This is a genomic window from Pleomorphovibrio marinus (genome assembly GCF_003347495.1).
Lineage (GTDB): Bacteria > Bacteroidota > Bacteroidia > Cytophagales > Cyclobacteriaceae > Pleomorphovibrio > Pleomorphovibrio marinus.
On record NZ_QCXY01000001.1, the window covers coordinates 1,030,929 to 1,053,881 of the forward strand.

19 protein-coding genes are annotated in these 22,953 nt (G+C 41.3%); 8 read left to right on the plus strand and 11 right to left on the minus strand.

Going from position 1 to position 22,953, the window contains the following annotated elements:
* Positions 1-4: 4 nt before the first annotated feature.
* From DB520_RS04345 to rfbC, 5 genes are all read right to left on the minus strand, one after another.
* Complete coding sequence (locus DB520_RS04345; RefSeq protein ID WP_114748389.1) at positions 5-772, minus strand: phosphosulfolactate synthase; 768 nt, start codon at positions 770-772, stop codon at positions 5-7.
* Positions 773-810: 38 nt separating this feature from the next.
* The gene (locus tag DB520_RS04350) at positions 811-2,223 is read right to left on the minus strand and encodes a tetratricopeptide repeat protein (protein ID WP_114748390.1); all 1,413 of its coding nucleotides are present in this window, start codon (positions 2,221-2,223) and stop codon (positions 811-813) included.
* A gap of 108 nt (positions 2,224-2,331) precedes the next feature.
* Positions 2,332-3,297, minus strand: a complete 966-nt coding sequence (locus DB520_RS04355) for an NAD-dependent epimerase/dehydratase family protein (RefSeq protein WP_114748391.1) — start codon at positions 3,295-3,297, stop codon at positions 2,332-2,334.
* A gap of 131 nt (positions 3,298-3,428) precedes the next feature.
* On the minus strand, positions 3,429-4,178 hold the full coding sequence (locus tag DB520_RS04360) for a tyrosine-protein phosphatase (protein ID WP_114748392.1): 750 nt from the start codon (positions 4,176-4,178) through the stop codon (positions 3,429-3,431).
* Entirely contained in the window at positions 4,178-4,729 is a 552-nt protein-coding gene (gene rfbC / locus DB520_RS04365; protein ID WP_114748393.1) for a dTDP-4-dehydrorhamnose 3,5-epimerase, read from the minus strand. The genes DB520_RS04360 and rfbC overlap by 1 nt, the downstream gene beginning before the upstream one ends.
* Positions 4,730-4,944: 215 nt before the next feature.
* On the opposite strand from rfbC, the gene hflX reads away from it, so the two are divergent.
* Positions 4,945-6,219, plus strand: coding sequence for a GTPase HflX (gene hflX, locus DB520_RS04370; RefSeq protein WP_114748394.1), 1,275 nt, complete (start codon positions 4,945-4,947; stop codon positions 6,217-6,219).
* On the opposite strand, the gene DB520_RS04375 is transcribed toward hflX, so the two are convergent.
* Complete coding sequence (locus DB520_RS04375; protein ID WP_114748395.1) at positions 6,220-7,611, minus strand: NOL1/NOP2/sun family putative RNA methylase; 1,392 nt, start codon at positions 7,609-7,611, stop codon at positions 6,220-6,222.
* 100 nt (positions 7,612-7,711) lie between these two features.
* Here DB520_RS04375 and mtgA point away from each other — a divergent pair, with 100 nt between their 5' ends.
* Positions 7,712-8,371, plus strand: coding sequence for a monofunctional biosynthetic peptidoglycan transglycosylase (gene mtgA, locus DB520_RS04380; RefSeq protein ID WP_232834834.1), 660 nt, complete (start codon positions 7,712-7,714; stop codon positions 8,369-8,371).
* Here the strand turns inward: mtgA and DB520_RS04385 are convergent.
* A complete protein-coding gene (locus DB520_RS04385) occupies positions 8,351-9,088 on the minus strand; it encodes a hypothetical protein (RefSeq protein WP_114748397.1) in 738 nt (245 codons plus the stop codon). The genes mtgA and DB520_RS04385 overlap by 21 nt on opposite strands.
* 608 nt (positions 9,089-9,696) lie before the next feature.
* Between DB520_RS04385 and DB520_RS04395 the strand changes: the two genes are divergently transcribed.
* The 5 genes from DB520_RS04395 to nagB all read left to right on the plus strand — a co-directional run bounded on the left by DB520_RS04395 (position 9,697) and on the right by nagB (position 15,373).
* Positions 9,697-12,105 (plus strand): TonB-dependent receptor, encoded by a 2,409-nt coding sequence (locus tag DB520_RS04395; protein ID WP_114748398.1) that lies wholly within the window; start codon positions 9,697-9,699, stop codon positions 12,103-12,105.
* 74 nt (positions 12,106-12,179) lie between these two features.
* On the plus strand, positions 12,180-13,310 hold the full coding sequence (locus DB520_RS04400) for a BamA/TamA family outer membrane protein (protein WP_114748399.1): 1,131 nt from the start codon (positions 12,180-12,182) through the stop codon (positions 13,308-13,310).
* A gap of 54 nt (positions 13,311-13,364) precedes the next feature.
* The gene (locus DB520_RS04405) at positions 13,365-13,946 is read left to right on the plus strand and encodes a class I SAM-dependent methyltransferase (protein WP_317047745.1); all 582 of its coding nucleotides are present in this window, start codon (positions 13,365-13,367) and stop codon (positions 13,944-13,946) included.
* A 6-nt stretch (positions 13,947-13,952) separates the two neighbouring features.
* On the plus strand, positions 13,953-14,555 hold the full coding sequence (locus tag DB520_RS04410) for a trimeric intracellular cation channel family protein (RefSeq protein WP_114748401.1): 603 nt from the start codon (positions 13,953-13,955) through the stop codon (positions 14,553-14,555).
* 95 nt (positions 14,556-14,650) lie between these two features.
* Entirely contained in the window at positions 14,651-15,373 is a 723-nt protein-coding gene (nagB, locus tag DB520_RS04415; protein WP_114748402.1) for a glucosamine-6-phosphate deaminase, read from the plus strand.
* Between the two features lie 6 nt (positions 15,374-15,379).
* Here nagB and DB520_RS04420 read toward each other — a convergent pair whose 3' ends face one another.
* Together DB520_RS04420 and DB520_RS04425 are read right to left on the minus strand one after the other, a co-directional pair.
* Positions 15,380-19,078: a PAS domain-containing sensor histidine kinase gene (locus DB520_RS04420; protein ID WP_114748403.1), complete on the minus strand. Its 3,699-nt coding sequence runs from the start codon at positions 19,076-19,078 to the stop codon at positions 15,380-15,382.
* A gap of 162 nt (positions 19,079-19,240) precedes the next feature.
* Positions 19,241-20,410, minus strand: a complete 1,170-nt coding sequence (locus DB520_RS04425) for an aspartyl protease family protein (RefSeq protein WP_232834835.1) — start codon at positions 20,408-20,410, stop codon at positions 19,241-19,243.
* A 292-nt stretch (positions 20,411-20,702) separates the two neighbouring features.
* Between DB520_RS04425 and DB520_RS04430 the strand changes: the two genes are divergently transcribed.
* Complete coding sequence (locus DB520_RS04430) at positions 20,703-21,173, plus strand: Fur family transcriptional regulator (protein WP_114748790.1); 471 nt, start codon at positions 20,703-20,705, stop codon at positions 21,171-21,173.
* Here the strand turns inward: DB520_RS04430 and DB520_RS04435 are convergent.
* Positions 21,170-21,619 carry an SRPBCC family protein gene (locus DB520_RS04435; RefSeq protein WP_114748405.1) on the minus strand — a complete coding sequence of 150 codons (450 nt, stop codon included), beginning with the start codon at positions 21,617-21,619 and terminating at the stop codon, positions 21,170-21,172. The genes DB520_RS04430 and DB520_RS04435 overlap by 4 nt on opposite strands.
* Positions 21,620-21,675: 56 nt before the next feature.
* Positions 21,676-22,614 (minus strand): protease modulator HflC, encoded by a 939-nt coding sequence (hflC, locus tag DB520_RS04440; protein ID WP_114748406.1) that lies wholly within the window; start codon positions 22,612-22,614, stop codon positions 21,676-21,678.
* Between the last annotated feature and the right edge of the window lie 339 nt (positions 22,615-22,953).

Below are 22,953 nucleotides of genomic sequence, written 5' to 3' on the forward strand. Positions count from 1 at the left end.
GATATTATTTTTCCAGGTTCAGAAAATGATCAAAAGTATCTCCTCTAAGGCCCAGCCTTAAGGTTTCCAATGGTATAAACTCATTTGGTGCGATATTGCCGAGGTTAACATTGGCGCCTATGAGTTTAATAAACCAAACCTGCTGCTCTTTTTGGGGAGCTTCCCATATAATTTTCTCCTCAGGGATCTTGGTCAATATTTCTTCCACCAGCCCCTGCCTTACTTCTCCAGAGTCCCTAAAAAGCCCTACAGTTCCTCCTTCTCTGGCTTCGCCTATTACTTTCCATGCTCCTGCATCCAATTCTTTTTGCATCTGTTCTATCCATTTATAAGGAGGGATAATTTTTGCGGCATCCTTGGATCCCACCTCGGAAAGCACAGTAACCTGCTGGCTAAGCATGCTGATATATTCACACTTCTTCCTGTGGTCAAGTACAATGGAGCCATCAGATACTTCTGCAAAGGAAAGATCATAGGTATCTAGCAAGGCCCGATAATCTTCAAACTGGTTTCGAATTAAAAAGGCTTCAAAAAGTGTCCCTCCAAAATAAACAGGAATTCCTGCCGAACGATAAATTTCAATTTTTTCCCTAAGGTTTTTTGTGACATATGAGGTGGCCCAGCCCAATTTCACGATATCGACAAAATCACCGCTGGTTTGCACAAAATCTTCCACTTCCCTTAGGCTAAGTCCCTTATCCATGGCCATGGTAAAACCAGATGATCTAGGCTTGACCGTGCGATCCGGGATACTTTTCAGCGCATAGTTCATTCAATGATACTTTTATTAAAACAGATAATTTGGATAAATTATTTGGTAAAATCGCTTTTGTACTGATTGATGATTTTATAAATGGCCTTTTGGTGTTCTAGTTCAGGCATCAATTCAAACAAAATCACGTGTTTTTCAAAGTCCAAAGTTAATGCATTTTCTAAATATGAAAAGGCTTCCTTGTATTTACCTGTTTTTATCAAATATACCACTAGCCTGTAATATAGCTCCGGCTCTTCGGGAAGTTCTTCCATTCCCTCTTTAATTACGTCTTCAGATTCTTCAAAACGGTTCTGGTCAAAATAGATCAAAGAAAGGTTCACATATGTCTCTAAAATCCCTGGTTCCAGGTTAATGGCCTCCTCATAGGCTTCAGAACTGGCTTGTAAGTTGCCCAAATTGTATTCCGCATCAGCCAATCCCACCCAGTAGTTTGCGTTTTCGGAAGTGAGATTTATCGCTTTTTTGAAATAATGTATGGCTTCAAAGAATTTGTTCTTTTTCAACATGCACATCCCTAAACCAAACCAGGCATCGTCATATTCCGGATCCAGTTTTGCCGACTTCTTAAAATACTTAAATGCCATCTCAATTTGATCCAGCTTCTCGTAGGTGGCCGCAAGGTAACAGCAGTTTTCGGCATTACTCCCTTCGCAGTTTATGGTGTTCTGATAGGCCTCCAATGCCTTTTCATACTGCTTGGTGTTCATTAAGGCGTTGCCCAAATTAAAATAGGCGGAAGCAAAACTGTCATCAATTAGGAGGGCATAATCATAGGCATGAATGGCTTTTTCATATTCGCCCATTCGGTTATACACCACCCCTAGGTTGTACCAAGCTCCCGAATTATATGGATCCTGATCAATAAAATGTTGGTAAAACTGAAGAATTTCGTCAAAAGAACCTTCCTCCTCAGTAATCATGGCCAACTGAAAAAGTGCGTCTTCATGATTAATTTTCAGGATTACGGCTTTTTTGTAGCAATCAATTGCCTTTTCATTGTTTCCTTCCGCCCTGTAAAGGTTTCCGAGCAAATAATGCACTTCAGCACTATCCTCAGCTATGGGGAGGTATTGTTCTAGCAAACCTATGGCATCTTGATGCTGTCCCATCAGGGTATAGGTATTGGCCAATGCTAAAATTACTTCCTCGTTGTTGGGGGAAAGGTTGTTCAGGTTTTCCAGAATATCCAATCCCTCTTCCAAATCATCCAAGTAAATAAGCGCCTGTGCCTGCATAAGCTTAAACTCCATGGAAAAAGGAAATTTTTCAAGGGCTAGCTCACTGGCTTTAAGTGCTTTTTTGAATTTTAAATTATCCAAATAGAACCTAATGATATCTTCAAACTCTTCTTCCCCAAAGAATAGGTCAAGATTGGTTCTAAGGGATTGCTCGAACTTCTTGACTAATGCCCTCTCCTGCTCTGAGTGATTATCATAATCTCCTGTCATCAGCGCTCTTTTTAGTTGTTAAATAAACCATCCTTAATCAGATGGCCTATTATCAGGTAAGATAATAAATTTTATCAGCAAAACAAGTTGCTTGATTAACGCCCTGCCTTAATCTTTGTTGTCAAATGCCCATTTAAGGGTTTCAGCTAGGGGCGTATATTCATAGGGTAAAACACGTCCAGATTTGCGGTTGTCAAAGGTGAAGTTCATCTGCGAAAGCAAAGCGGATTGTTTGTTTAGGGAAACAGGAAAAGTGCCAAAAAAATTGGTGATCCTTGAAAAAAACAAGGCTGCAGCCAATAACCCCTTAGTGAGAGGTTTGTGTGGAGCCTTTTTTCCGGTAACCTTGGCGATTTCCTCAAAGAACTTCTTGTAGGGAAGGCTTTCTTTGTTGATAATAAATCTATTGTTCCAAGTTCCAACCTCAGCGATTTTAACCATTATTTCCGCGGCATCCCTGATATCTATGTAGTTAATACTTCCTTGAGGGAAGTAACTTATCCCTTTGAAAACATAATCATAAACCATAGTACTGGACCTGTCGTCCTTGTGCCTGGCCAGCAATACAGAAGGGTTGAAAACCAACACCTCCAGGCCTTCTTGCGCACCCCGCCAGACCTCCAATTCTGCCAAGTGTTTGGATATCGCATATGGGGTGTTTAGCTCTGAGGTTACCCACTTGTACTCTTCATCAATTAACTGGGTATCAGGATCCTTTCCAAGGGCAGCTACCGAACTGATGAAAACAAGCTTTTTTGGGCCATTCTCCAGCATGACGTTTACCAAGTTTGCCGTGCCTTCAGTATTTACGGTCAGCAGTTTTTCTTGATCCCTATTCTTAAAGGAAACTAGGCCTGCCACATGCCAGACCGCGTCTATGCCGACGGTCGCATCCTGAAGCGATTGGTAGTCTGTAATTTCCCCTTCGTGCCAGGTAACCTTACCCTCGATATCCTGAACCAAGCGATTGCTGCTTTCCTTTCGCCTGAAACCATGAACCTCATGGTTTACGAGTAATTCTCTAATCAAATAGCTGCCCAACAATCCCGTGGCACCGGTTACTAAAACTTTCATATGTTTATAATTGTCTTTTCAGTGCTCATAACTTTCCCCCCACTTGTTTCGGGGGACTCGTTTCAGGGGAATCACGCCACGCCCCGATAGCTATTGGGGCGTGGCGTGTGTTGCTTGTGTCATTCTCGTTTTCATAGGGAGGGATTCAGCAAATTTGAGGAGATAAGTTTATAATAATACTTCTCTTGGGGTAACCGATTAAGGGCCTCTGCATACCTCATATTATGGCAATCGGTGCCTACCAATTTCACCAAACCTTTATCGATTAGTTTCTCAGCAAATTTTTTCACGGGTTTTGAATAATAGCCCGTGATGGATAACAGGTTGAGTTGAAAACTGATGTTCCTTTCAGCTAGAGATTCTAACAGCTCTGCATCTTGCTGAAGATACAGATAGCGCTCAGGATGCGCAAAAACCGGTTGATATCCTGCCATCTCTAGTTTAAAGAAGGCTTCGATAAGTATATGGGGCTTACTCAAGAAACCAGTTTCTACCAACACCATGTTTTTGCCAAATGTCAACAAGGGTTCGTTTTTCTCTACCTTTTCGTAAAAAACTTCGTCAAGGTAGTACTCAGCCGCAGCATTTAAATAAATATCCAAGTTTTCACTCTTTATTGCGGCAGAAAGTTTCTCAAGACCTGAGGAGATGATTTCAGGGGTGTTTCGATAGAATTCACTCATTATATGGGGAGTGGTAATGAGTTTGCGCAGACCAAGACCATGCAATTGTTTGACCAAGGCCACCGCTTCTTCCATAGATTGAACCCCATCATCTATCCCTGGGATAAGATGGCTATGCATGTCCGCTACCATCCAGGATAAATCTAGATTTGATGCTTCCTTTGATTTGCGCTTTTTAAATATGTCCAGCAATGACATTAAAGTCCTCCTTCGCTTTCAGTAATGAATTGCCCAAGTGTGGGCCAGTTTTTATCTTTTTCTGACAGAATGGGAGTCGGCACTCCCCATTCAATCCCTAACTCTTTATCATTCCAAATGATTCCACCCTCACTTTCTTTGTGATAAAGGTTGGAACATTTATAGGAAAAGACTGCGTCTTCATAAACTGCAAACCCATGCGCAAACCCTTCAGGGATGTAAAGCATATTTTGGTGCTCTGCATCTAGAACTACTGCATGGTACTTGCCCAGGGTAGGTGAACCCTTTCTCAAGTCCACTACTACATCCAAAACCTTGCCGATAATAACTCTGGCAAGTTTCGCCTGTGCAAATTCGCCTTTTTGAAAGTGTAACCCCCTTACTATTCCTTTTTCAGAAAATGACTGGTTGTCTTGTTTCCAATCCGTAATAAGCTCATGTTTTTTAAAAAAATCTTTTCTATATGTTTCCAAGAAGTAACCTCTATCGTCTTTAAATACCCTTGGATAAATTTCTACTACTCCCTCAAGTGGTGTTTTTCTTATTTCCATCTTACTACCTTTGCTAAAAGTTCAAAAATAATATTTACCTGTTTTGACCAGTTACAAAAGTACTCAAAAATTACTTATTGATTAGGAATTATCCTGGTCATTGGGTGCTTACATGTTTTTGGGCATGTACTTTGTCGCGTAAACCTAATATGCTAGGAAGGAATTTATATGGTCGAAAATCCGTTAATTTGGTGTCTTGAGTCTTAACATAACTTATGAGTAAATACAACAGAAAGCTAAAAAAACTACTAGAAACCGCCCCAAAAGAGGAAACTGCTATTTTAGTAGCCCTTATTCACCAACACGATTCTGAACAGTTGGTGGAAGAGCATCTTGACGAACTGGAGTTTCTCGCCGAAACTTTGGGGGCTAAGACGATACATAAATTTACCCAAAGACTCGCAAAGCCGGATCAAAGAACTTTCGTGGGATCAGGTAAACTGGAAGAAATTGAAGCCTACATCACCCACTTTGAGGTAGATATGGTTATTTTTGATGATGACCTTACACCTTCCCAAATGAAAATCTTAGAAAATGAGCTGAAGGTCAAAGTGTACGATCGTTCCCTGCTAATTTTGGACATATTTTTAAAGAGAGCCCAAACTGCCCAAGCAAAGACCCAAGTGGAGTTGGCGCGATTTCAGTACCTTTTACCCCGACTTACACGGATGTGGACTCACCTGGAGAGGCAAAGAGGTGGCACCAGTACCAGGGGTGGTGCCGGTGAAAAGGAGATTGAAACCGATAAGAGAGATATCAGGAGCAAGATTACCCTCTTAAAGAGTAAACTGGATAAAATAGAAAAGCAAGGTATCACCCAAAGAAAGGGCAGGGAAGGAATTGTGAGAGTGGCTATGGTGGGTTATACCAACGTGGGCAAAAGCACACTGATGAAATTGATGACTAAAGCAGATCTCCTAGCCGAAAACAAACTTTTTGCCACAGTAGATGCTACAGTGAGAAAATTGGTTTTAGAAAATGTACCTTTCTTGTTTTCCGACACCGTTGGTTTTATCCGTAAACTCCCAACCCACCTTATCGAATCTTTTAAATCAACCCTGGCTGAAATCAGGGAGGCGGATATATTGGTGCATGTCGTGGATATTTCCCATCAGGCCTTTGAAGACCAAATAGCCGTAGTCAACCAAACCCTCAATGAGATGGGAGCAGGAGAGAAGCCGGTCATTATGGTTTTCAATAAGATGGATTTAGCCTCCAAAATGCCAACGGAGGAAGAAAGAATGTTTATGACAGAGATAGAAGTGGAGGAAGGGAGGTTTATCGACTTTGAAAAACTGGAGAATAGCTATGCCAAAAAATCAAATATAGAACCTGTCTTCATGGCAGCAGAATCCGGCCATAATGTGGAAAAATTCAGAAGGGTACTTGTGGACCAGGTAAAGAAAATCCATAAAAAAATCTATCCCCATTACCTAGAAGATGAAACGTATGACTTTTCCCACTTGGAGGAAGGGGATGATGAAGTTTAACTACTCCATCCTTATCCTCCAAGTCTTGGGGTAATAGTTGTTGATTCTGTTTCCAAGATTTTTGCACCACCCTAAATTCAATCCCTGGTAATTAATCAGAAGCCAACCCTTGGGTGCTTTTTCTAGGGAGAAGGGCTTTTTTTTCAAATATGTCAACGATGAATCGTAGTCTAGGCGTAGGTATTTAAAATTTTCTTTGGGCAAAAGGCTAAGTGCATAAGCATGTGCTGGTATCCATTTATCCCTAATTACCTCCCCAAGTTCGATCCCAAAATACCTTATGTTGAGTAGGTTGGCCGCTTTTTCAAATTCAGGAACAAAAGAGGAGGGAAGTCCGAAAAACGTTTCCCCAATTTGGAATAACCTTATTTCGGCCTCTTCGATAAACCTCAGTGGCGATGGCAGCTGTCTGGGTAGAACCTGCTTGATGTGCGGATGCCTGAAGTTTCTTTTTTGGGACAGGTTCACAGGTGCAGCCTCCCCAATTTTCTGAAAAACTGCCATAAATAGGCCTTCCCCATTAACCTTGTGGGGAAAAAATCGATAGGTATAGCTGACTTTATTGCCGTACTCCACCATGCTTTTGTTGATATTCCACTCTTTCACTATAGGAATATTAACCCCGTTAAATCTGTCATGGTCCAGTAAATAATTAACATTATACTCGTTTTCTGAGGCATTAAACGTGCAGGTAGAATAAATCAGATAGCCGCCCGGACGAACTAATTCTACCGCAGCATCCAGTATCCGTCTTTGCCGGGAGGCGCATAATTGGACGTTTTCTTCTGACCATTCGTTTATGGCATCTGGATCTTTTCTGAACATGCCTTCTCCGGAGCATGGCGCGTCAACGAGTACCAAATCAAAGCTTTCTTTTAACCCACTAAAATGAGAAGGGTCATTTTGTGTGACAATGGTGTTGCCCAAGCCCCATTTTATGATGTTTTCTTTTAAAACCTGATTTCTGCTGTTTATGACTTCATTTGCAATGAGCAGCCCCTTATTTCCTAGGTAGGTAGAAAGCAAGGTCGACTTACCTCCCGGAGCTGCACATAGGTCCAGGAATATGTTTTCTTCCGGCAGGGATAAATTTTCAAGCACATGTTGCAAAAAAGTAGAAGAGGCTTCCTGTACATAATAGGCCCCTGAATGGAAGATGGGGTCAGTGGTAAAATTTGGCCTTTCCTTAAGCCAAAAGGCATTTTTGGCCCATGGTATAGGCAGGTGCTGTGGGAGGTGGGGCTGTCTTATTTTAGAGGGATTTATTCGGATACTTGTGGGGACAGACTCTTTAAGGGATTCAAAAAACGGCGGAATTTCAGCCTCTGGCAGTAGCTCCCCCATTTGCCGGATGAATTCCCGGGGAAATTCAGATATCGTTCTTTCCGTCATGAAGCAAAATTAGCCCAAAAAAAATGTCCTTTCAATGGATAGTTTACGTTAATTTTGGCACTAGATAAGTTAATGTTGTGTGAAACAGTTTGGTATATTTTTGGTCAAGTTAATAATTGGCCTTTGGTTGTTTTCTACGCTGCTTTTATGGAGCTATAGATGGGTGCCTGTCACCATAACCCCATTAATGGTCCAAAGGGCGATGGAACAGGTTATCCATACTGAGAGTGGTTTTAACTTCACTCATAAATGGACCCCTTTGAATAGGATCTCCCCACATATGATAGAAGCTGTCATTGCGGCAGAAGACCAGAAGTTTCCCACCCATAAGGGTTTTGACTGGGAAGCTATAGAAAAGGCAAGAGAAGAGATTGCTTCCGGAAAACGCTTCCGGGGGGGTAGCACCATTACCAACCAAACTGCTAAAAATGTGTTCCTTTTCCCCGTAAGAAATATGCTTAGAAAATTGGTAGAGGCATATTTTACCATAGGGATGGAATGGTTTTGGGGTAAGGAAAGGATCATGGAAGTCTATTTGAATGTAATAGAGATGGGCCATGGTATCTATGGCATAGAGGCTGCTTCCCAGGCTTACTATCAAAAACCTTCGGCTGAACTTTCCCGCGCGGAGGCGGCCATGATAGCAGCGATATTGCCTAATCCCAAAATATGGGTTCCTACGAATCCCACATCCTATTTGCGGGGAAGGCAGGCTTGGATACTGAGAAACATGCAACAATTAGGGAAGATTGAACTTTGAATCCCCATACATTATTTTCTTCATGAAAACCACCAATTCGTAAATCTCATCCCAGCTATAGGGGAGAGCAGGCTGTGCATGTGCCAAGGCATCCCTAAGGCGAACGATAGCCTTTAGAGTTTTGTCATATTTATCCCTTTTTAGCTCTTTTATAAGGCTTCTGTACCTTTTTTCCTTTGAAAAAATAGTTCGTAAGTCCCCAAGTTGAAGACACTGAACCAAATCAATATCTTCTTTTCTGAGGATTTTTTCTTCTAATAAACGTTTGGCTAGTTTCAGGCGTTCTGTGGTGAGGCTAATCTCCCAATCCTTGACTTCCTTCCTCACTTTTTCCTTTAGGAAAGTTTCGAAAACACTTACCAGTCCAAAAACACCCAGCCTGAGAGGGATTTTATCCAAATCACTTCGGGTAACGATATGGGTAATCCCGTTTGGACTGAGAATGAAAAATCGCCTCTTTTGCAATAATCTTTCATAGGTTTCAAAAAGGGAAGTATGTGCAGGTAGGGTGTCATTGGTAGCTATGGGCATGGGGAATTCATCTCCCTTGTCAAATTTTAGCAGTTGGCCACTATCCTCTAAGACCGCAGTTTCATAGCGTCTTTTTTCCATCTCCTCCCTAAAGGTTTCTTTGGAGAATATAAACAGCTCTTCAGCTATCGCCATTACTGTGAGATGCTTTTCAAACAAGTTCAGAAGTTCCTGAATTTTTTGCATAGGTTGGCAAGTGCAAAAGAAATATCCTTATTTATTATTAAGCCTTATTTACAAATTATTAGGGATCAAAATCATGTTACCCTTCGTTTATATTCTGAAAGTGCCCCTTCAAGTCTTTACTTTTGTAGTTGTGTCTCCGGGCACATTATGGGAAGGGTGGATATGTAGTTTTACACCCCTTAATTTCTTCCAATAATGAATAATTTTCCCAGCCGGAATCTTGGGTGCCCAAACTGTTTGGGTCAAGGGCCGATAAATTCTTGGTACTGTTACCTCAAAACCTTTTAGGCTATACTCACGGAGTTACGATTTTATTCTATCGACAATAAGTCTTCCTACTTCAGACCCTTTCGTTGGTTAAGTGAGATGGACTCTAGGTTTGTACGCCTTCCATCTCTCAAAAATAGATCTACTTTAAGGGAAATCCCACCTAAGTCAATAGCAAGTATGGCCATGAGTTTGGTTGGTTTTTTAGGTTAAATTCTATAAGCTTACCATTGGGTTTAAGTTCAAAGTTAGTAATTGCACTAAAAATTACTTCAATTATTGCGCTCCTTTTCAAACAATTTATTTTCGTTTCGATTATTGATACATATATCAGCATAACTATGAAAAAGGCAGTAATTTTTTTGGTACTCTTTCTTTATCATGTTATTGGTTTTTCCCAAAGTGGAGGATCCATTCAGGGTAGGGTTCAGAACCCTGTCAATAATAACCCTATACCCTTTGCCAATGTGGTGGTATCAGGGGTTGATAAGGGCACCATAACGGATGAGGAAGGGAACTATCGCATTGACGGATTAGAACCAGGGCTTTATAACGTGAAGGCTTCTTTTGTAGGTTTTAGGTCCCAAACACAGTACGAAATCCAAGTAGGAAGGGCAAGGCCAGTTCAATTGGATTTTCAGTTGGAAGAAGAGGCTTCAGATTTGGATGAAGTGGTCATAAGTTCTGAGTTTTCCAGATCTGAGGATACCCCCATTTCCGCAAGAAAGCTAAACACCAATGAGATCGAAAGGTATCCGGGGGGTAACCGGGATATTAGCAGGGTTATCCAATCCCTTCCCGGGGTAGCTAGTACAGCTTCTTTTAGAAACGATATTATCATCAGGGGTGGAGCACCCAATGAAAACAAATTTTTCATCGATGAAATTGAGGTTCCCGTAATCAACCATTTCGCTACTCAGGGATCTTCAGGGGGACCTGTAGGTATCTTGAATGTAAACCTTATTAAAAATGTAGAAGTCATTAGTGGTGCTTTTCCAGCGAACCGGATGAACTCACTAAGCTCCTTTTTTGAGTTTGAGCTTAAAGATGGGCGGAGGGACCAAATGTTTACCCAGCTTACTTTGGGAGCCAGTGAGCTAACCCTTTCCAACGAGGGGCCGATTGGGGACAAGACCACCTACATCTTTTCTGCCAGGAGGTCTTATTTAGGATTCTTGTTCCGCTTATTGGGACTGCCATTTTTACCCACCTTTAATGACTTTACGGTTAAGACTAAAACCAAAATCAATGATAAGACAGAGCTGACCTTCTTGGGAGTTGGTGCCATTGATCAGTTTGCCCTAAATTTTGATGAACCTGAAGATGAAGATCCTTTGGACAGGGAAAATAGACTTAATTTATTGGACAACCTACCTATCTCTACCCAATGGAATTATGCGACAGGATTAAAATTAAAGCGTTTCAGGGAAAATGGGTTTTGGACTTTCGTGCTGAGCCGCAATATGCTTAACAACCGGTCTTTCAAATACAGGAACAATGATGAATCGGACGCAGAAAATTTGCTATTCGATTATCTTTCTCAAGAAAGTGAAAACAAGTTTAGGGCTGAAAATAACATATTTGGTAAGGGGTGGACCCTAAGATATGGAGTCAATTATGAGTTCAGCAGATATTTTATTCAGAATTTTGACCGACAAGCAATGGCGATGGAGGGACAAATTCTGGATATTTCCTCTACTTCCTTCTTTAATTCTTATGGGGGATTTATTCAGGGCAGTAAAAAATACCTGGATGAGAAGTTGTTGCTTTCTGGAGGGGTACGAGTGGATGGAAGCGATTTTGGAAAAACTGCCAGTAATCCCCTAAATCAGTTTAGCCCACGTCTCAATATAAGTTATAAGCTGGCCAATGACCTTTTTTGGACCGGAAATGTGGGGATATATTATCAAAGGCCTCCTTACACGGTTTTGGGCTTCCGAAACAATGAGGGGGTTTTTGTGAACCAGGAAAATGACGTGAAGTTCATCAGGTCCACCCATTTTGTTTCTGGAGTGGAGTATCAGGTTCCGGATAAAAACCGGAGGTTTACTCTAGAGGGGTTTTACAAACTGTATGACAACTACCCAATCTCCATTAGAAATGGGATTGCTTTGGCCAACCTGGGTGCAGATTTTGGGGTGATAGGCAATGAGCCAGTACAATCAGAGGCGCAAGGAAGGGCGTATGGCCTCGAATTACTGGCTCAGCAGCGTCTGTTTAATGACTTCTATGGCATAGCCGCCTTGACACTGGTTAGAAGTGAATTCACGAATCCCAATACAGAAGGCTTTGTCCCTTCTTCATGGGATAACGGGATCATTGTAAGCCTCACAGCAGGGAAAAGACTGAAGAAGAACTGGGAAATTGGTGCAAGGTGGAGGTACTTGGGGGGAACTCCCTATACACCGTTTGACTTGCAAGCCTCCTCATTACGCTCGAATTGGGATCTTTTCAATCAGGGAGTATTGGATTTCAACAGGATAAATGCCTTACGCTTATCAGGTTTCCATCAGTTGGATTTTAGGATAGACAAAAAATACTTTTTTGATAAGTGGAATCTCAACTGGTATTTTGATGTACAAAACGCCTATAATTTCCAGGCAGAACAACCCGACCTCCTAATCAATGAGAGAACGGAGGATGGGACACCAAAAGTGGATCCATCCGATCCCAGTAGGTACCTATTAAGGCAGGTAGTTAACCCGGCAGGTACCGTATTGCCTACTATTGGGCTTATTATTGAATTTTGATTTAGGCAACAGATAAGTATCTTTTAGCTATTAACTTAAGAAGGGTGGAATAAAAGTAGTATTTTCGCTGCCTGATGAAAGGGATTTTTCTGCTATTGGTCATTGGGTTGTGCTATTTGTCGACCACGGAGATGTGGGCTCAAGGGGCTCCTAGGAAAAACGTTTGGTTGGATAAACCTTTTGACATGGCAGATGGTGTGGTGGATTTCATTACCAGAGGTTCTTGGACATTTATCCCTGCCCTTACCTATTCGCCGGAAACTAGTTTAGGACTTGGTGCCAGGGCCATAAAGGTATGGCGGCCGGCACATCTTACAGATTCCATTACCAGACCCTCTTCTTTTCCCATTACATTTTTGTACACGCTAAACCGGCAGGCCTTCATAACCTCAGAAATCAACTTCTGGGAAAAGGAGAATAAAGGTTATTTTAATGCAAGACTGGAACTCACCGATTATCCATTTAGGTTCTATGGCATAGGCAATGAAGTGCAAACCGACGAAACTTATGCCACTAGGTTTGTGTATTTTCACCTGAATTACGAGAAACGGCTTTTTCCGGGACTTTATTTGGGTCCCAGGTATGAGTTCAGGGCGGATGATATTTATCAACGAGAGGAAGGGGGACTTTTGGCATCAGGACAAATTCCCGGAAGTCAAGGACAGCGCCTTTCGGGGCTAGGTCTACTCTTGAACTATGATACCAGAGACAACATTTTCCAACCTACCAATGGGGTGTTTCATCAATTTGTCTACACCACTTTTGGTTCTTTATTAGGTAGTAATTTCACCTTTTCTGAATATAGAATTGACCTTAGGAAATACCTTAACCCTTGGTTGGATCATGTAATAGTGGGCCAGGCCTGGGCCAACTTCACTACTGGAAACCCTCCCTTTCAGCACGTAAGCCTCATAGGGGGTAGTGACTTGATGAGGGGATATTTCGAAGGTAGGTACAGGGATAGACATGCTATGGTTTATCAAGTTGAATACCGTCTTCCTGTTTACAGGAAGTTTGGTCTGGTGTTTTTCGGAAGTACAGGCCAAGTGGCGGACAAACCCTCGACCTTTTCCTTCCAACGATTTAGGTATGGTGGGGGAATGGGATTAAGGTACAGGTTGAATGAAGAAGGTTTAAATTTTAGGTTGGACCTAGCCTTTGGGGACCAAAGGGCTTTCTATTTTGGGCTTAATGAAGTATTGTAACTAACCGATCGATGCCAAATGGATCATGAGGAATTAAACCGGTTGTTGGGTAACATGGACATATACCTCCTGGATCAAATTTTGAAAGGTAGGTTTTCTTCTGAAATCCACATATTAGATGCGGGCTGTGGAGAAGGTCGCAACACCCATTATTTTGTCAAGAACCGATACAGTATAGTAGGGATAGACAAGGATCCAGCAGCAATTCAAATGGCCCGGGTATATGCCCGCTCCTTAGATCCTAGTTTTGATCCAGAGAGGTTTCAGGTCTGTGGAGTGGAGAATATTTTTTATCAGGATGAGGTATTTGACTTAGTGATTAGCAGCGCAGTACTGCATTTTGCAGAAGACAAAAATCATTTTTTGCAAATGGTATCCGAGATGGTAAGAGTGCTAAAACCAGGAGGTTTGCTGTGGATTAGAACCTGCACGGATGCGGATGGAAACTTTGGTACTTTTGTACCGTTGAGGGGGGGTAGGGCTACCTTGCCGGATGGAAGTGAAAGGTTCCTGTTGACAAAAGCCATGTTGGCATCTCTGTTGGAAAGATTCCCAATAGCATGGATGGAGCCTCCTAAGTCCGTGTTGGTGCACGGGAAGCGAGCCATGGGAGTGTTTCTTTTTATTAAGCATTAAAAAAAGATGGAATTACAGTATGCCCTTGAGTTGGCAGGAACATTTGTATTTGCGATTTCGGGGACCTTAGCCATCAAGGACAGGGAACATGATCTTTTTGGTGCTGGTTTTACCGGTTTTATTACGGCAATAGGAGGAGGGAGTCTCAGGGATATTTTATTGGGAGCATACCCCTTGGTATGGGTGGGCAATGTAAACTTTCTCTATGCCATCTTTGGGGGTATTTTGATCACCTTTATGTTTTTTAGATTTTTGGCAGGACTAAGGAAGACGTTCTTTCTTTTTGACACTCTGGGCATTGGGTTTTTTACCATACTTGGGGTTGAAAAATCCCTTAGTCTAGGCTTTAGACCGGAGGTGGCAGCCATAATGGGGATGTTTTCGGCCGTGATGGGCGGAGTAATCAGGGATACCCTGACCAACGAAATTCCCATTTTATTCCGAAAAGAAATCTATGCCTCGGCGTGTTTGGCTGGAGCGGTAATTTATCTCCTTCTCAATTATTTCGGTTTAGAAAGGGACATTAATTTGTTGGTTTCAATAAGCATTGTGATTAGTATAAGAATTGTTGCGGTAAAATATAAGTTAAGCCTTCCTACACTTAAATGATTTTCATTATCGACAAATTGGGATGGTCGTTTTTCTAAATTTTGGGTACTTTTGGTAAAGCATTACATCCTCCAATATCACTCCAAATTTTGATTATGCAGATAAAGAAGTTCGATTCCGTAGAAGCATTAACTGAAGCAGTGGCAAAAACGATCATAAATGCAGTTAAGAAAAAACCCGATTTGGTTTTAGGGTTGTCCACGGGAAGTTCCCCAATTGGGGTTTATAAAGCCATGGTTAAGGACCATATTGAAAACGGTACTTCTTACAAACAGGTTACCACATTTAACTTGGACGAATATGTGGGTCTTGCCCCAATGGACAGCAACAGCTATCGACATTTTATGAATGAGCATCTATTTGATCACATTGACATTCTAAAATCCCAAACCCATGTGCCTTTAGGAATTGGGAACCTGGAGGAGAACTGCCAAAAGTATGAGGAAAAAATCAATTCCGCCGGAGGCATTCAGCTGCAATTGTTGGGTATTGGTACCAATGGGCATATTGCCTTCAATGAGCCGGGAGCATCTTTTGATGCCCTTACTCATATAGAAAACCTGACAGAAGACACCATATTTTCCAACAGGAAGTTTTTTGAAAATGAGGAGCAGGTACCTAGGCAGGCCATTACCATGGGAATTAAGTCCATCCTAAACTGTGAAAAAATCCTTTTGGTGGCTTATGGAGCCAATAAAGCAAAGGTGGTGAAGGGGATGGTAGAGGGACCGGTAACAACTTCCCTTCCCGCATCCATATTGCAGAAGCACGGGAATACCTCCCTGTTTTTGGATCAGGAATCCGCATCTATGCTATAAAAACCATTAAGGGGTGGTTTGAATTTTGGGGATTTTGAGGTTTTTCAGGGACACTTTAAATTCCGTTCCTTTACCGACCTCACTATTTATTTCAATTTTCCCATCATTGGCACGGATTTGTTCTCTGACCAAATAAAGCCCCATTCCTTTGCCCTCCACATGGTTATGGAACCTCTGGTAAAGGCCAAATATTCGGTCACCATACCTTTTCAGGTCCAGGCCTATTCCGTTGTCTTCAAATCGTATTACGCAGTGTTCACCTTCCACATAAGTGCTTATCCATACTTCGGGGGTGCGGTCGGGGTGTCTGTATTTTACTGCATTGGTCAAAAAGTTCATGAGGAAATTTTCTAGGTGGGCATATACATAGTTCATTTCCTCGAGTTGGGAAAAATCTTTGTGGATTTTAATCCCGGATTCTTTAAGCTGGTTAAAAAGGCTTTTTTCTATATTGTTAAGAAGCAACTTGAAATCAATGGTTTCTACTTTGGGGATTTTTTGTTTTTTTATGGAAACTACTTCTATCAGGTCTTGTAAGGTAGCGTTTAAAAGGTTGGTGGAGATTTTTAAATTTTCAATTACCTCCACATTTTCCATATCCGCGGGATTGGTTTCGTTGTAAAGGTCTAAAAGGAGGGCTATGTTAACAATAGGAGCCCTTAGGTTGTGGGATACGATATAGGCAAACCTCAGCAATTCTTCATTGTGTGACTTTAGGTCTTGGATTAAGGTCTCCTTCTCGGCTTCTAGTTTTTTGGCATCGGTGATGTTTTGCTTTACCAATAATATTCTGTCGATTTCTCCCTTGTTGTTGGTGAGAGGAACGCCCCTTTGAAGGTAACTTTGGTTGTTGATAGTGATCTCATAGTTGACCATCTCACCTTCCAGTACCTTCTTTAAATTTTTTAGGGTAAGGGTTTTGTTTTTTCCCTGGTACTGTTCCACATGAGAAAGACCGATAAGGGATTTAGGTTGAATTCCCTGAAGTTGGTACTCCTTACCCTCCGTATAGATGTATTTATAGGACTTGTCGAGAACATCAATGGTTCCTTTGGGAAAGTTTTCGGAAATACTACGGTATAGCTGTTCGGTCTCGATTAACTTTTTCTCAGACTCGGTTCTTTCCGTGATATCATCGGCAAAGACTACATAGGAAATCTTCTGCTTTTGCCCATAGGAAATTTGGGTGATGGAGATTTTAAGTTCTCTTAACTTCCCATTTGGGCTTTTTATAAGGAAATAGTCTGTTTTGTGCTGACCCACCGTTTCGCCAATCATTTCCATGACACTTATTTCAGCATTGTCTTTAATGAGGGTTTTGGTGAGTAAGTTTTCCAGCTTATCAATTTCGAAGACATTCAATGTCCGGTTATTGAATAAGGTAATTTCCATATTGTGGTTTACTGCAAAGATGGCATAGTCAGTCCCGTTTAGAATGGCATCTTGCATGAGGTTGGTCTCCAACAGCCCCAATTCATAATTATACCGATGAAGCTCAGAACCAACCCAATCCCCTAAAAATTTGAAAATATCCTTCAGGGGTTTTTCAATAGAAATTTTATCTTTGCCGGCAGCAGCAAGAAGTCCGATTGGTTCTCCTTGTTTGTTATTGATTGCAAAGGCAATATAGCTTTCGAGCTTATTTTCCACTAATAAACTGTCCTGAGGAAATTCCTGATAGGCTTTTTCTGGAATTATGGTCAATGCATTGACATCCTGTTCCTGGATCATCTTGGGGCTTGCAGGGTGGGGAAGTGAAAAGTTTGGGATAATCTCGTCTTTTTTTGCCGCAGATATGGTTTCAAGGTATCCCGTACCTGTATGGATATGTCCGATTAGGCAGTACTCGAAATTCAATCTGGAATTGAGGAGCTTTGCTACTTCATCGAAAAAATCCTTATCATTATATACAGTAGAAGTATTGGTAACCTCATTGAGGAAGTTTTGTACAAATTCTTTCTCGGTGATATCCTCAATGATTGCTTGGTAGCTTTCTCCTTTTTTGATTTCCTTAGCGGATATCCTATAATAACTGGAAGCTAGTTGGTTTTCTTCACTGTCATAGCCTTCAAACCGGCCAAACCCATTTTCAAGGGTCATTTTAAATGCAGCTTTACTTGATGGGTTTTTTACCAAGCATTCTACGTTTTTACCCAGAATTTCTGATTTGTCTCCTTTTTTGGTCTTTTCTAGGTAAGTTTTATTTACGTCCGTTATTAGCAAGTTCTGGTCAAAATGAATGATGATGTGTGGACTTTCATCAAAAATTGACTTGTATTTAACGAAGTTTTCTTTGGCTTCTTCCTCCTTTTTTTTAGTTTCTGTTATATCTATATAAACACCTGCCCAAATGGATTCATTGCTATCGTTACGGATTTTATCTGAAGTGCCATAAATCCACTTGATGTTTCCTTCGGGAGTTATGATCCTGAAATATGCTTCAAATTTGTTACCGTTGAGATAGGCTTCTTTGTCCTGCTTCTCAATGTGATCCCTATCCTCGGGATGTATCAGGTCTGCAAGGGCTTTTTCTGTGGCGATCACCTCTTCGGGTTCTACACCAAAAATGGCTTTACAACCCTGGCTTACATAGAGGTATTTATGAGTGTGGTCCTCAAAAGCTCTTAACATATAGACCATACCGGGAACCACCGCCGTCAACTCCGTAAGGTTGGCTTGGTGCTCCTTTATTTTTTCCTCAGCCATCTTAAGGGCAGAAACATCTTTTATCATTCCTACCAGAATTTTTTCTGCCTTTTGGAAATGAAAAAAGGTTTTCACTGAATCTCTCACGAAAATAAAATGCCCATCCTTGTGCCTTACCCTATAGATGTTTTCAAAGGAGTCCGTACCTCCATCCGAAGTATGGTAAAGTAGGCCATTAAAAGCCCTGTCTTCTGGGTGTATCAACTCCAGCCAATCCCAAATACTGATGGATAAAAAGTCCTCTTTTTCATATCCCAATAGCTCCGTGACAGCTCCCGACCAGGCTATTTTTTTGGATTCTGGCGAATACTCATAATAAACAACCCCCAAGAACTGATCAATGATTTCCTGGTTATCCGGGTCGGATAATATACCTTCTCCCTGAATAGGTGAATCCAGCAATTCCATTTGTATAGAGTAGTAGCCGTTTCCTAATGGAATTTTGCTTAGTTTTACCACTCCCGGTACCAACTCATACTCCGTTTTTTCCCTTTTCTTTTCTAGTTCCCCAGAATTTACCAGGTCAAATTTTTCGAATTTTCGACGTAAATAGTCCTCAAGTTCAGAGAGGTTTTCGGGTATGATTCTGGTAAGATTATGGGTGTTTGCAAAAAACTGCTCTTTGTTTTCTCTGTAAAGCCAGGATTGTATGGTGGAAGACTCTCGGTGGGGCGTCACCATGGCATTTATGAGATAGGTGCCATCATGCTGAGAAATGGTATATCCCTCAATGCGAACCCACATATAAAGGCTTTTATCCAATAAGATGGGGACTAGTAGGTTTTCTCCTTTTCCTAACTTTTCAAAAAAGGTTTCAAAAACGGGGCGAGGCATGGAGGGAAAAATCCGATTATAGAAATCCTCCTTGAATACCTTTTCTCCCTCTTGCGCAATAAGAAAAACTTCTTTTGAAACGTAAAGCAGCTCAAAAGTTTGTTTATCATGCTTTTTAATTGTCAACAACAGATTTTTAAACCCATAATTGGCTGCCTCTACCATGGTCACCAGAAAATTAAATCACCAATCTTAAAAATATACTTCACTCTTCTGCCTCAAAGTCACAAAGATAAGTTAAAGTTTTATTTTTGCTGTGTTGTTTATGACTATAAATATGTTTTGTAAATTATTTAGCACAATTTTCAAAAGCAATAATCGGATATTCTAAATTTGTTTTTCAAGTTTGAAAGTGATTTTCAACTTCTGCGGAGGGCTTCCCTCTTCAGTCTGTCGTAAAAGTTCCAGGGTAATGACCTTCCCTTCATCGGATTTTAATAATTTAGTGATGTCATCAAGTTCCCAAAACATTGCCGGCACCTTGTTGATGGACAAAATTTCATCGTAAAGTTCCACTCCTTGATTTCCAGCGGGGGAATTTTTTCTTACTTGACTCACGTAAAAACGGCGTTCTTCAGCGGAAAACATTCTGACCATGAGTCCACTCATGTCATAATCGAAATCCTGTCCAAATTTACCCCCTTTTTTATACAGAAACCTTTCCCTGGGATAGTCCAAAATTATTCTCATGCGTGTGAGTAGGTCTGAGCCTATACTTCCCTGTCTTCCAGTTTCTATAATTACATTCGAAAATTCAGTCTCATCGGGATAAGATGTGATGACATTCCTGAATTTCAGCCCTTCAATGTTAAGTCGCTTTACTCTCCCAACCAAGCCAAACAAGTCCCCTCCTAAAGACCTGCCAAGGTCCGTTTCCAAGGTGACAGGCGGAATGCTGATGTCTTCGGTTGTTTCCCTGTTTAAGAGAAGTCCGTGATTGGCACCTGTATCGATAAGTAGTTTGGCCTCGATGTTAGGCCCTTCTATCTGTCTCACTTGCGTATCGATGTAGGGTTTGCTGCCGATCAGTTCCAGATCCATTTTCCGGTATCCGATTGGTCTCCACTTGAGGGCATTTTCTCTGTAAAAAGAGATTTCGTTATTGTCATAATCGATTTTAATGGGGTTCTTTTTGAAAAACTCATGTCCGATTACCCCGTAAATGGGCACACCAATAACCTTTTCAAGCTCCAAAAAATCCTCGTCCAAGACTAAAATTGCCTGAAAAATGCCCTCCACAGGACCTATATCAAAATTATTGTTTGGGGACACTGAGGCACTTAATACCGTCCTTCCGTCAGCACCCACTAGATTTAGCTTGCGGGTATAATCCATGTCCATTTCGTCTGCCATGGTTTTGCTAAAGAAAATGTTGGACTTCACACCTGTATCGAACAAGAAATTAATCTCTGGCCCACCGTTGATAGATACCGGGATAATGATGAGGTTATTGGAATCCAAAAATGGGATTTTCAGTTTTCTCCTATCCTCTTTCATGTAGAAACCGGGTACCTGTCCCCACGCAGCCATACAAAAAAAACAAAAAGAAATCCCCAGGATATACTTAAGATAATTCCGCATAGGTTGAGTTGGATTCTGAATCAATGCAATAATATAACAAATAAAACGTACACATATAGTTTTAATTGGTAAAATTGTTCTGATTTTGATCTGCGGTTAATTGTAATTTAGAATGAAAGCAAATTATTCATTTTAACATACACAGGACTTTCTTGGTTTGAATAAATCTAAAAAATCCTGCATATTTAATCTTTATAACCCAGAGGTCATGGCAGAAAAGTCACTAATTGAAAAAGCAAAAAAAATATTTGAGAACTATTTGCTTCGACAAGGGAGCCGAAAGACCCCTGAGAGGTTTTCCGTGATCGATGAACTATACGCGCTTCCCCAGGATGAGCACATTGACGTGGAGGGACTGTTTCTCATGATGAGAAACAAGGGCTACACCATTAGTAGAGCCACTATCTATAATACCCTAGACCTTCTTGTGGAATGCGGATTGGCAGTAAAGCACCAGTTCAAGGATAAAGTGGCATTGTATGAACAAGCCCTCACTTACAAGCATCATGATCACTACGTATGTAATCAGTGCAGAAAAATCAAGGAATTTTCGGATGAGCGGATCAACCTTATAAAAGAGGCTATGGGAAAGGAGTTTGTTTCCTCAATTACCAGCCACTCCTTGGTTCTTTATGGCGATTGTCAAATTCAGGATTGCGAAAACCTGCATATAGGTTAATTCAATGGCTGCTTAAAATACCGTTTGTAAATGGGTCTGCGATAAAGAAACTGACCATACAAAAGCGGATACAACAAAATGCTCATCAAACCCATTTTCCCCTCGTATTCAATCTCATCCCTTATCTCACTTTCATTTTCTCCTTTTCGGATAATGATATGCTTATGCTCCCAACTCCCCAAAAAGAAGGGTAGCTCCACTCCTTTGTCTATAAAATAAAACTCATTGTCGCTGGTTTTATTATCCGTAATCTTGCTGACCCATTTTTGCTTAAAAAGGATAAAATTCAATTCAAGCACCACCGTATCTCCAATATCTGAACCGTCAAAGCGCAGGAGCTTCACTGGAGGAAATGGAGGGTTGAGCACCTTGAATAAGTTTTCGTCAAAAAGCGCTTTAACTTTTAGATAATGTTGTTGTACAGGCGTAGAAATCTTGATCTTCATCTTGGATAAAAAAGGGGAGACTAACAATTAGTATAACTATTAGCCTCCCGGAAAAGTTATGGCAAGCGCTTCAGGTACCTGAAAAACTCACTATCCGAAGAGATAACCAGGTTGGTGTTTTCATCCAGGGACTTCTCAAAGGCTTCCATGGTCCTTAGAAACTTATACAGATCTATCGATTGCCTGTTTTGATTATAGGCAGTGGCATATATTTCAGTAGCCTCAGCATCCGCTCTACCTTTAATCTCTTCGGCCTCCTGGAAGGCCTCAGATTGAATTTTTGCCAAATCCCTTTCTTTGTTTCCTTCAATGATTCTAGCTTCTCCTTGTCCTTCGGATCGGAACTGGTCTGCAATTCGGTTTCGCTCACTGATCATCCTGTCGTAAACCCTGTCCCTAACTTCATCCACATAGTTCATACGCTTAAACCTGAAGTCAAGGATTCTGACCCCCAAATCCGCACAACGCATATTGGCCTTTTCCAAAATGATCTTTTCTATGGCAGCACGACCTACATTTATATCTTCTAAAATCTCAATCTCCTCCATAAAATCCTCCGTTACCTCTGGATCCCTATTGCTGGACCTGACTACATCAAGTAGTTCGTTACTGGCAATGGCATTTCTGGTTTCCCCGTCCAATATATCGTCTAGCCTGGACTGGGCAGACCTCTCATCCCTCAGTCTAATGAAAAACTGTAGGGGGTTAGTAATCTGCCATCTGGCATAGGTGTCAACGAATATAAACTTTTTGTCTTTTGTGGGTACTTGGTTTTTGTCCCCATCCCATTCCAGGTATCTTTTGTCGAAAAACTGTACCTTCTGTATGATGGGTATCTTCATATTGATACCCGGCTGGGTCCTAGGTTCACCTACTGGTTTACCAAACTGCGTAACGATGGCCTGTTGTGTCTCATCCAAGACGAAAATCGCGTTGTTAATTATCAAGAGCAATATGACCCCAATAACTATATATCCTATTTTGTTTTTATTCATCTGTTTATAATTTCTTCTAAGCGGTCAGATGGAATGCCCAGAATAATCATCCCCCTGTGTGAGAATTCTTTCTCATGGGCATTTCATATGATTATAATTTGTTTTTTAAAGGCCATATGGAATCTCGCAGTCTATAATCATCCCAGTGTGTGACGTGCTCGTCATGCTCGATTTCATGTGTTTATAATTGTCTTTTCAATGGCTATAACTTGCCCCGTACTGCAGGTAAGGGTAGCCTGCCCCTGCCTGCCCCGTCCCGATAGCTTTCGGGATCAGGGAACTTGATTCGGGAGAATCCCGCATGATTGATAATCATCCCCCCCGTGTGAGGTTCTCCTC

Excerpts from the sequence above, each read along its gene's own strand:
- DB520_RS04345 (WP_114748389.1), bottom strand. The coding sequence starts at position 772 with ATGAACTATGCGCTGAAAAGTATCCCGGATCGCACGGTCAAGCCTAGA.
- DB520_RS04350 (WP_114748390.1), bottom strand. The coding sequence starts at position 2,223 with ATGACAGGAGATTATGATAATCACTCAGAGCAGGAGAGGGCATTAGTC.
- DB520_RS04355 (WP_114748391.1), bottom strand. The coding sequence starts at position 3,297 with ATGAAAGTTTTAGTAACCGGTGCCACGGGATTGTTGGGCAGCTATTTG.
- DB520_RS04360 (WP_114748392.1), bottom strand. The coding sequence starts at position 4,178 with ATGTCATTGCTGGACATATTTAAAAAGCGCAAATCAAAGGAAGCATCA.
- rfbC (WP_114748393.1), bottom strand. The coding sequence starts at position 4,729 with ATGGAAATAAGAAAAACACCACTTGAGGGAGTAGTAGAAATTTATCCA.
- hflX (WP_114748394.1), top strand. The coding sequence starts at position 4,945 with ATGAGTAAATACAACAGAAAGCTAAAAAAACTACTAGAAACCGCCCCA.
- DB520_RS04375 (WP_114748395.1), bottom strand. The coding sequence starts at position 7,611 with ATGACGGAAAGAACGATATCTGAATTTCCCCGGGAATTCATCCGGCAA.
- DB520_RS04385 (WP_114748397.1), bottom strand. The coding sequence starts at position 9,088 with ATGCAAAAAATTCAGGAACTTCTGAACTTGTTTGAAAAGCATCTCACA.
- DB520_RS04395 (WP_114748398.1), top strand. The coding sequence starts at position 9,697 with ATGAAAAAGGCAGTAATTTTTTTGGTACTCTTTCTTTATCATGTTATT.
- DB520_RS04400 (WP_114748399.1), top strand. The coding sequence starts at position 12,180 with ATGAAAGGGATTTTTCTGCTATTGGTCATTGGGTTGTGCTATTTGTCG.
- DB520_RS04405 (WP_317047745.1), top strand. The coding sequence starts at position 13,365 with ATGGACATATACCTCCTGGATCAAATTTTGAAAGGTAGGTTTTCTTCT.
- DB520_RS04410 (WP_114748401.1), top strand. The coding sequence starts at position 13,953 with ATGGAATTACAGTATGCCCTTGAGTTGGCAGGAACATTTGTATTTGCG.
- nagB (WP_114748402.1), top strand. The coding sequence starts at position 14,651 with ATGCAGATAAAGAAGTTCGATTCCGTAGAAGCATTAACTGAAGCAGTG.
- DB520_RS04420 (WP_114748403.1), bottom strand. The coding sequence starts at position 19,078 with ATGGTAGAGGCAGCCAATTATGGGTTTAAAAATCTGTTGTTGACAATT.
- DB520_RS04425 (WP_232834835.1), bottom strand. The coding sequence starts at position 20,410 with ATGAAAGAGGATAGGAGAAAACTGAAAATCCCATTTTTGGATTCCAAT.
- DB520_RS04430 (WP_114748790.1), top strand. The coding sequence starts at position 20,703 with ATGGCAGAAAAGTCACTAATTGAAAAAGCAAAAAAAATATTTGAGAAC.
- DB520_RS04435 (WP_114748405.1), bottom strand. The coding sequence starts at position 21,619 with ATGAAGATCAAGATTTCTACGCCTGTACAACAACATTATCTAAAAGTT.
- hflC (WP_114748406.1), bottom strand. The coding sequence starts at position 22,614 with ATGAATAAAAACAAAATAGGATATATAGTTATTGGGGTCATATTGCTC.